The 8,282-nt window shown below is 71.5% G+C and carries 7 protein-coding genes and 1 pseudogene; 7 read left to right on the top strand and 1 reads right to left on the bottom strand.

The features are described from left to right. Nucleotides 1–211, bottom strand: a 211-nt coding sequence (locus LY05_RS05280; protein ID WP_148922351.1) for a transposase, incomplete at its 3' end; no start/stop codon positions are given. A gap of 81 nt (nucleotides 212–292) precedes the next feature. Between LY05_RS05280 and LY05_RS05275 the strand changes: the two are divergent. From LY05_RS05275 to LY05_RS05245, 7 genes and pseudogenes are all read left to right on the top strand, one after another. Beyond that, nucleotides 293–1,003, top strand: a pseudogene (locus tag LY05_RS05275) (ABC transporter ATP-binding protein). A gap of 31 nt (nucleotides 1,004–1,034) precedes the next feature. Then, nucleotides 1,035–2,258, top strand: a complete 1,224-nt coding sequence (locus tag LY05_RS05270) for an ABC transporter substrate-binding protein (RefSeq protein WP_249041857.1) — start codon at nucleotides 1,035–1,037, stop codon at nucleotides 2,256–2,258. A 125-nt stretch (nucleotides 2,259–2,383) separates the two neighbouring features. After that, nucleotides 2,384–3,241, top strand: coding sequence for a branched-chain amino acid ABC transporter permease (locus LY05_RS05265; RefSeq protein ID WP_148922350.1), 858 nt, complete (start codon nucleotides 2,384–2,386; stop codon nucleotides 3,239–3,241). Then, nucleotides 3,241–4,197, top strand: coding sequence for a branched-chain amino acid ABC transporter permease (locus tag LY05_RS05260; protein WP_148922349.1), 957 nt, complete (start codon nucleotides 3,241–3,243; stop codon nucleotides 4,195–4,197). The genes LY05_RS05265 and LY05_RS05260 overlap by 1 nt, the downstream gene beginning before the upstream one ends. Beyond that, nucleotides 4,194–5,363 (top strand): acyl-CoA dehydrogenase family protein, encoded by a 1,170-nt coding sequence (locus LY05_RS05255; protein ID WP_148922348.1) that lies wholly within the window; start codon nucleotides 4,194–4,196, stop codon nucleotides 5,361–5,363. Before LY05_RS05260 ends, LY05_RS05255 begins: the two co-directional genes overlap by 4 nt. Nucleotides 5,364–5,366: 3 nt before the next feature. After that, entirely contained in the window at nucleotides 5,367–6,383 is a 1,017-nt protein-coding gene (locus LY05_RS05250) for a zinc-dependent alcohol dehydrogenase family protein (protein WP_072747243.1), read from the top strand. Between the two features lie 3 nt (nucleotides 6,384–6,386). Then, on the top strand, nucleotides 6,387–7,934 hold the full coding sequence (locus LY05_RS05245; RefSeq protein WP_148922347.1) for an acyl-CoA synthetase: 1,548 nt from the start codon (nucleotides 6,387–6,389) through the stop codon (nucleotides 7,932–7,934). Nucleotides 7,935–8,282: the final 348 nt, after the last annotated feature.

Below are 8,282 nucleotides of genomic sequence, written 5' to 3'. Positions count from 1 at the left end.
CGCGCGGAAGCTGGCTCCACTGGCAGCCTATGAACGCGATGTACTGGATCGCGTTGACCACCGCCCGCAGGTCCGTCGTGCGCGGTCGGCCCAGGCGGCGGGGCCCCGGCAGGAGCGGCGCGACCAGCCCCCATTCGCGTTCCGTCAGATCGCTTGAATAACCGCGCCTTCGCCGGGCATGATTCCGGCGAGCGGTCTTTGTCCAGGCCATCGTGCACTCCATCTCGTCTCGCAAACGGACGGAATCACAACCTGCTGAGATCGCTCAACTCTTTTCGGGTTCGGCTCTGAGATGGACGCGCTGTTGAGCATCCGCGACCTGCGCGTCGCCTATGGCGGCGTCGAGGTGGTGCATGGCGTCAGCCTCGAGGTGCGAGAGGGCGAATGCGTGGCGCTGATCGGCGCCAACGGCGCGGGCAAGTCCTCGACGCTCAGGGCGATCTGCGGGCTCGTTCCGGCGCGCGCCGGCTCGATCCGCTTCGACGGGCGAGAGATCGCCAACGCCCCCGGCCACCGGATCGTGCGCGCCGGCATCACCATGTGCCCCGAGGGCCGGCAGGTGTTTCCGCAGATGACCACGCTGCAGAACCTGCGCATGGGGGCCTGTGCGCGCAGCGACGACGAGCAGGCGCGCGACCTCTAGGCGATGATGGACATGTTCCCGATCCTGCGCGAGCGCGCGCACCAGCCGGCGGGAACGCTGTCGGGCGGCGAGCAGGAGATGCTGGCCATCGCGCGGGCGCTGATGGCGCGGCCCAGGCTGTGCATCTTCGACGAGCCCTCGCTGGGGCTTGCGCCAAGGATCGTGGCCGAGGTGGGCGAGACCATCGCCCGCATCAAGGCCATGGGCAAGACCATCCTGCTGGTCGAGCAGAACTCTTCGATGGCGCTGCGGCTGGCCGACCGCGCCTGCCTGTTCGAAGCCGGCGAGATCGTCCTGTCGGGCTCCGGCGAGGAGCTCCAGGCCCACCCCGAGGTGGCGCGCGCCTATCTCGGGCACTGAAAACGACAAAGACGTCAAGGGAGGAAAGACGATGATGAGGAAACTGACGCTGGCCGCCGCCGCGCTGGCCGGCGCGATCGCCGGGCCGCTGGGCGGCTCGTCGGCCGCGGCGGCGGAAAGAACGCTCAGGATCGGCGTGAGCGACGCCCTGACCGGCGGCGCCTCGGTCTACGGCCTGCCGCAGGCCAACGCCATCAGGATGGCCGCCGACGAGATCAACGCCGCCGGCGGCGTCAAGGTCGGCGGCGACAGCTACATGCTGGACGTCATCGCCCATGACGACAAGGGCAACCCGACCGAGGCCACCAACGCGGTGCGCAAGCTCATCGATTTCGACGAGGTGAAATACATTCTCGGCTTCTGCTGCTCGGGCGCCGCCAGCGCCGTGGCCTCGTTCATCGCCGACGAGGACGCGGTGATGCTGGTGGGCAACGCCGCCGAGCGCTCGATCACCGCGCGCGGGATCCCGAACCTTGTGCGCACCCGTCCGCCGGCCGACTACACCGGCGCCGCGGCGGGCGCCTTCGTGGGCAAGCGCGGGCACAAGCGGGTCGCCGTTCTGGGCGCGCTCGACGTCGGCTTCTACGCGCTTTACGTCGACGCCTTCGAGAAGGAGCTGAACAAGGCCGGCGGCCAGACCATCGCCCGAGAATCCTTCGGCCTGAAGGATCGCGACATGACCCCGCAGCTGACCAAGATCCGCGAGATGAACCCCGACGCGCTTTTGGTGGTGGGCTATGTGGAACCGGCCGCCTTCATCTACCGCCAGTCGGTCGAGCTGGGCATGGACATCCCGCGCTACGGCTTCACCTCGGGCAGCGAGGAGCAGTTCCTGCGCGTCGCCACCTCCGAGCAGATGGAGGGCGTGTGGGATCTGCGCCCGACCGAGCTGACGCTGCAATCGGCCACCGAGACGGGGCTGGCCTGTCACCGCAACTACACCGAGCGGTACGGGATGCCCCCCTCGCCCAGCTCGCCCTATGCGCATGACAACGTCCATGCGCTCAAGCACGCGATCGAGGCGGCCGGCACGGTCGATGACACGCGCGCCGTGGCCCGCGCCCTGCGCGAGCTGGCGCCGCCGTCCGAAGCGGTGATGCAGTATCTGCCCGTGGACGGCAAGATGTTCGACCGCAACGGCCAGGCCTACACCGCCAACGGCGCCTTCCAGTGGCGCGGCGGCAAGTGGGTCTATGTCGAGGAGCTGCCCTCGGACGCCAAGGCCTATTCCGAGTTCCTCGCCAGTCTTCGCTGACACGGCCGCCGGACGCGGCGCGCGCGCCGCGTCCTTCCCGCCCCGGCCTTCCCTCCACCGTCGGCCGCCCCGGCGCGGCGCCCCCGGCGCCCGCCGCGAAAGACGCGGCGAAAGGTTCCGCCAACATGATCGAACTTGTGCAACAGATCCTCAACGGTCTTGCCATCGGCGGCGTCTATGTGCTGGTGGCGCTGGGACTGACCACCGTCTTCGGCATCCTCGGCATCGCGCATTTCGCGCATGGCTCGGTGTCGATGTTCGGCGGCTGCCTGACCTGCTTCCTGGCCGTCTCGGCGGGCCTGCCGCTGCTTGCGGCGATCGCCGCGGCGATGGCGGTCGGCTTCGTCCTGGGCGTGGCGATCGAGCTTCTGGCCTATCGGCCGGTGCGCGGCGCCAGCCACATCAACGCCTTCATCGTGGCGCTGGGGCTGACGATGATGGTCGAGGGGCTGAACCTTCAGCTCTTCGGCCATGAACAGGTGGTGATCCTCACCGGGCTGAGCCGCGTCTTCGAGATCGGCGGCGTGACCATTCCCGAGCTGCGTCTTTACGTGATCCTGGCCGCGGCGGCGCTGATCGCGTCGATGACGCTGTTCGTCGAGCGCACCAGGACCGGGCAGGCGATCCGGGCGGTGGCCGAGAACCGCGAGGCGGCGATCCTGATGGGGGTCAACGTTCAGGCCATTCCGCTGATCGTGTTCGGCATCTCGACCACGCTGGGCGTGTGCGCGGGGGTCATGGTCGGCTCGCTCTTCGCCATCGCGCCGGGCATCGGCGAATGGCTGGTGGTCAAGGGCTTCGCGGTGCTGATCCTGGGCGGGCTGGGCTCGATCCCGGGAGCGGTGATCGGGGGCATGGTGCTGGGCGTGACCGAGGCGCTGGCGGCGGGCTTCGTCTCGTCGGCCTACAAGGACCTGATCGCCTTCGCGGTGATGATCGCGGTGCTGCTGATGCGCCCGCAGGGACTGATGGGGAAGGCGTGATGCAGTTTCGTCCCGCATATCTGGCGCTGGCCGCGGCGGCGGTCGGGCTCGCGCTGCTGCCGCAGATCATCGTCGCCAAGTATTACCTGCACCTGTCCATCCTGGCGCTGATCTGGACGATCGCGGCGCAGGGGCAGAACCTGATCCAGGGTCATGCCGGCTACGTCTCGATCGTGCAGGCGGGCTTCATGGGCATCGGCGCCTACGGCACGACGCTTCTGGGCATGCATTTCGCGCTGCCTGTGTGGCTGACCATGCTGCTGGCGCCCTTCGTCACCGCCCTGTTCGCGCTGGCGGCGGGCTATCCCAGCCTGCGCGTCAAGGGGCGCTGCTTCGCCATCGTCACGCTGGCCTACAACCTGGTCATCTTCATCGTGCTGACGAACTGGACCAGCCTGACCCATGGCGAGGCGGGCATCACCGGCATCCCCAAGCCCGGCGGCCCCGACGGATGGTTCGACTTCCGCGACCGGGCGACCTTCAATTGCCTGACGCTGATCCTGGCCGGCGCGATGACGGGCCTGGCGTGGCTGATCGCGCGCTCGCGCATCGGGCAGACGCTGCGGGCGATCCGCCAGAACGAGGATCTGGTCGGCGCGATCGGCATCCCGGCCTGGAAATACAAGCTTTTCGCCTTCGTCGCCGCCGCCGCCTTCGCCGGACTGGCGGGAGCCGTCTACGCCCATTACCAAAGCTTCATCAATCCCGAGGTCTTCGGCCTTGCGCAGTCGCTGGACGCCATCCTGGCGGTGATCGTGGGCGGCTCGGGCGCCATCGCGGGACCGTTCATCGGCGCCTTCTTCGTGGTCTTCCTGCCCGAATACCTGCGCTTCGCCGACGCCTTCCGGCTGATCATCTACGGGCTGGCGCTGATCCTGGCGACGATCTTCATGCCGCGCGGCATCGTAGGCGTCGCGAGCGATCTGTGGGCCCGCAGCCGGCGGGGGCGCGAATGAGCGCCGCGGCGGACGAGGCGCTGCTGACGCGCGCCGCGCGCCTGGCCGACGAGCGCCTGGCGCCGGCGGCGCCCGGCTGGTCCATGGGCGCCGAGCCCGACCCGGCGCTGTTCGCCGAGGCCGGGCGCGCGGGTCTGTTCGGGGTCGAGATCCCGCGCGCCGAGGGCGGGCTCGGGCTTTCCTTCAAGGTCAAGGCGGCGCTGGCCGAACGCCTTGCGCGGGTCGATTTCGGCTTCGCCATGTCGGTGATCAACACCCACAATGTCGGCCTGCGCCTGGCGGCGAGCGCGCCCGAGGCGCTGCGCCGGCGCTGGCTGCCCGAGCTTCTGGCCGGGCGGCTGCACGCCTGCACCGCGCTGACCGAGCCGGGCGCGGGCTCGGACCTGGCGGCGATGCGCACGGTGGCGACGCGCGAGGGCGCGCATTGGCGGCTCGACGGCGAGAAGAGCTGGATCGTAAACGCCCGCCGGGCGGGGCTGGCGATCGTGTTCGCGCAATGCGGCGCGCCCGGCGACGTGGCCGGGATCGGCGCCTTCGCCGTCGATCTCGCGGCCGAGGGCGCGCGCCGCCGCGCCATCGACGCGCCCTTCGCGCTGACCAGCATCGGCGCCGGCGCCATCGCGCTGACGGGCGTGCGCGTGCCCGAGGATCACCTGCTGCTGCCGCCGGGCGCGGCCTTCGGCGCCATCATGAACGAGATCAACGGCGCGCGCGCCTATGTGGCGGCGATGTGCTGCGGGATGCTGGCCGAGGCGCTTGATCGCGCCGCCGCCCACGGGGCCGCGCGCCGCGTCTTCGGCAAGCCGCTGCGCGCGCACCCGGCCTGGGCGGCCGAGCTTGCGCGCGCCGCCGCCGCGCTCGAGGCGGCGCGGGCGCTGACCGCGCGCGCCGTCGAGGCGGTCGCGGCCGGGCGCGATGCGCAGCTTGTCGCGGCCGAGGCCAAGGTCGTCGCGGTCGAGACCTGCCAGCGCGCGCTGCCCGAGCTGCTGCACGCCATGGGGGCGAAGGGGCTCGAGGCCGACCAGCCGTTCTCGCGCCACCTGGCCGCGGCGCAGATGGCGGGCCTGGCCGATGGCGCGACATGGCTTCTGCGCGCGCGCGCGGCGCGGCTCAGACTGCGCGAGGCGCCCGCGCGCGCCGCCGCAACGGAACAGGACGAGGGCTGAGGCATGAAGGTTTTCCAGATCGAGGGCGATTGGGGCATCGGCAATCTGCGCCTGGCCGAGCGGCCGGCCCCCCGGCCCGGGCCGACCGAGGTGCTGATCCGCATGCGCATGGCCGCGCTCAACGCGCGCGACCTGATCGTGCCCGAACGCGGCTATGGCCGGGCGACGGGCGAGCTGCCGCTGATTCCGGTCTCGGACGGGGTGGGCGAGGTCGTCGAGGTGGGCGAGCGGGTCGAGCGCGTGCGCGTGGGCGACCGCGTCTGCCCGACCTATTTCCAGAACTGGATCGCCGGCGAGCCGACCCCCGAGCGCCTGGCCTCGGCGCTTGGCGGGCCGCTCGACGGGGTGATGGCCGAGCTCGTCTGCCTGTCGCAGGAGGGCGTGGTGCGCGCGCCCGACAATCTGTCCGACGCCGAGGCCGCGACGCTGCCCTGCGCCGGGCTGACCGCCTGGAGCGCCATCGTCACCCTGGGCCGCGTCGCGGCGGGGCGCAAGGTGCTGATCCAGGGCACGGGCGGGGTGGCCCTGTTCGCGCTGGCCTTCGCCAAGGCGCAGGGCGCGCATGTCACCGTGATCTCGTCCAGCGACGAGAAGCTGGCCCGCGTGCGCGAGATGGGCGCCGACGCCGTCCTCAATTACCGCGACGCGCCCGACTGGGCCCGCGCCAGCCGCGAGATCGCCGCCGACCGCGGCGGCTTCGACCTGATCGTCGAGCTGGGCGGCGCCGCGACGCTGCCGCTGTCGCTGCGCGCGGTGCGTCCGGGCGGAACCATCGCCATGATCGGCGTGCTGTCGGGGCTGACGGCCGAAACCTCGCTCGGGCCGATCGTGGCGCGGCAGATCCGCCTGCAGGGGGTGACGGTGGGCCATCGCGACGGGTTCGAGGCGATGCTGCGCGCCGTCGCGCAGCACGACATCCACCCGGTCCTGGGCGAGGTCTTCGCCTTCGAGGATTTCCCCGCCGCGCTCGCGCATCTGCGCGAGAAGGACCGCTTCGGCAAGACGCTGATCCGTTTCTGAGCCATGCCCGACACCGCTCCCGCCCCGTTTCACATTCGCCGCCACGCGCAGGCGACCCCGGACAAGACGGCGTTCCGCATCTGCGCCACCGGCGAGGAGGTGAGCTTCGCCGCCCTCGAGGCGCGCGCCAACCAGGGCGCGCATCTGCTGCGCCGGCGCGCAATCGGGGTGGGCGATCACATCGCCATCCTGATGGAGAACCGGCGCGAGTTTCTCGAAACCTGCTTCGCCGCCGACCGCGCCGGGGTCTACTACACCACCATCAGCACCCACCTGACGCCCGCCGAGATCGCCTACATCCTGCGCGACTGCGGCGCCCGGCTGCTGATCGGATCGACCGCGCTTGCGCCGCTGATCGAGGCGCTGCGCCCCCAGATGGCGGGCCTGCCGCTTCTGCTCGCCGGCGAGGGGGGCGCCGAGGGCGAAAGCCTGGCCGCCGCGCTGGCCGCCATGCCCGACACGCCCATCGCCGACGAGCGCCAGGGGCTCGACATGCTCTATTCCTCGGGCACCACCGGGCGGCCCAAGGGCATCAAGTGGCCGTTGCCCGACGTGCCGCCCGGCCGGCGCGACATGCTGATCGACCTGCTGACGGGACTGTTCGGCTATGGCCCCGAGACGCGCTACCTCAACCCCGCGCCGCTCTATCACGCCGCGCCGCTGCGCCATTCGATGGTCGCCATCAAGGCCGGCGGCAGCGTCTTCGTGATGGACCGCTTCGACCCCGAAGAGGCGCTGCGCCTGATCGAGGCCCACCGCATCACCCACAGCCAGTGGGTGCCGACCATGTTCGTGCGGATGCTCAAGCTGCCGCCCGAAACGCGGGCGCGATACGACCTTTCCTCGATGCGCATGGCGGTGCATGCCGCGGCGCCCTGCCCGATCGAGGTCAAGCGGCGCATGATCGAATGGTGGGGCCCGATCATCCACGAATACTATTCGGGCACCGAGAACAACGGCTTCACCGCCATCGACAGCGCCGAGTGGCTCGCCCATCCCGGATCGGTCGGGCGCGCGCGGCTGGGCGTGATCCACATCTGCGACGAAACCGGGCGCGAGCTGCCGGTCGGCGCCGAGGGCGAGGTCTATTTCGAAAGCGGCCAGCCCTTCTCCTATCACAACGACCCCGAGAAGACCGCCGCCAGCCGCAACGCGCAGGGCTGGACGACGCTGGGCGACATCGGGCGGCTGGACGAGGAGGGCTACCTGTACCTCACCGACCGCAAGTCGTTCGTCATCATCTCGGGCGGGGTGAACATCTATCCGCAAGAGATCGAGGATGCGCTGGTCGGCCACCCGGCGGTGATGGACGTCGCCGTCTTCGGCGTGCCGAACGAGGAATTCGGCGAAGAGGTCAAGGCGGTGGTGCAGCCCGCGCCGGGCCACGCGCCGACGCCGGAGCTGGCCGAGGAGCTGATGGACTGGTGCCGGGCCCGGCTGTCGCGGATCAAGCGCCCGCGCAGCATCGAGTTTCGCGAGCGCCTGCCGCGCACGCCCACGGGCAAGCTCTACAAGCGCCTTCTGCGCGACGAATACCTGCGGCGCGGCTGAGCGCGGGGCGGCGCCCGCGATGGCGCGCCCCCGCAAGGCCGCACGTCGAGCGCCGATCGCCGGGCGGCGTCCGGGCGGCGTCGAGGATCGCGCGGGCTTGCCGACGCGCCTCGCGGACCCCGGCGCGCCTCGCGGACCCCGGCGCGGCTCGCGGCCCCCGGCGCCGCCCCGGCGATCGCCCCCGCCGCCGGGCACCGCCGCGCGGCAATCGCCGCCCCCGCCCCGGCGCCGCCGCGCGAAGGGCGCCGCCCGTGCGCCCGTCAGCCCCCGCCACGCCTCGCGCCGCGCGACGGGCGCCGGCCTTGCGCCCGTCAGCGGCAGCCATCCGCCGCCGGGCGCCGGAGCCCT

Source organism: Oceanicella actignis (assembly GCF_008124525.1).
In the GTDB taxonomy this organism is placed as follows: domain Bacteria; phylum Pseudomonadota; class Alphaproteobacteria; order Rhodobacterales; family Rhodobacteraceae; genus Oceanicella; species Oceanicella actignis.
This window is presented reverse-complemented; position numbering and strand designations above follow the sequence as displayed.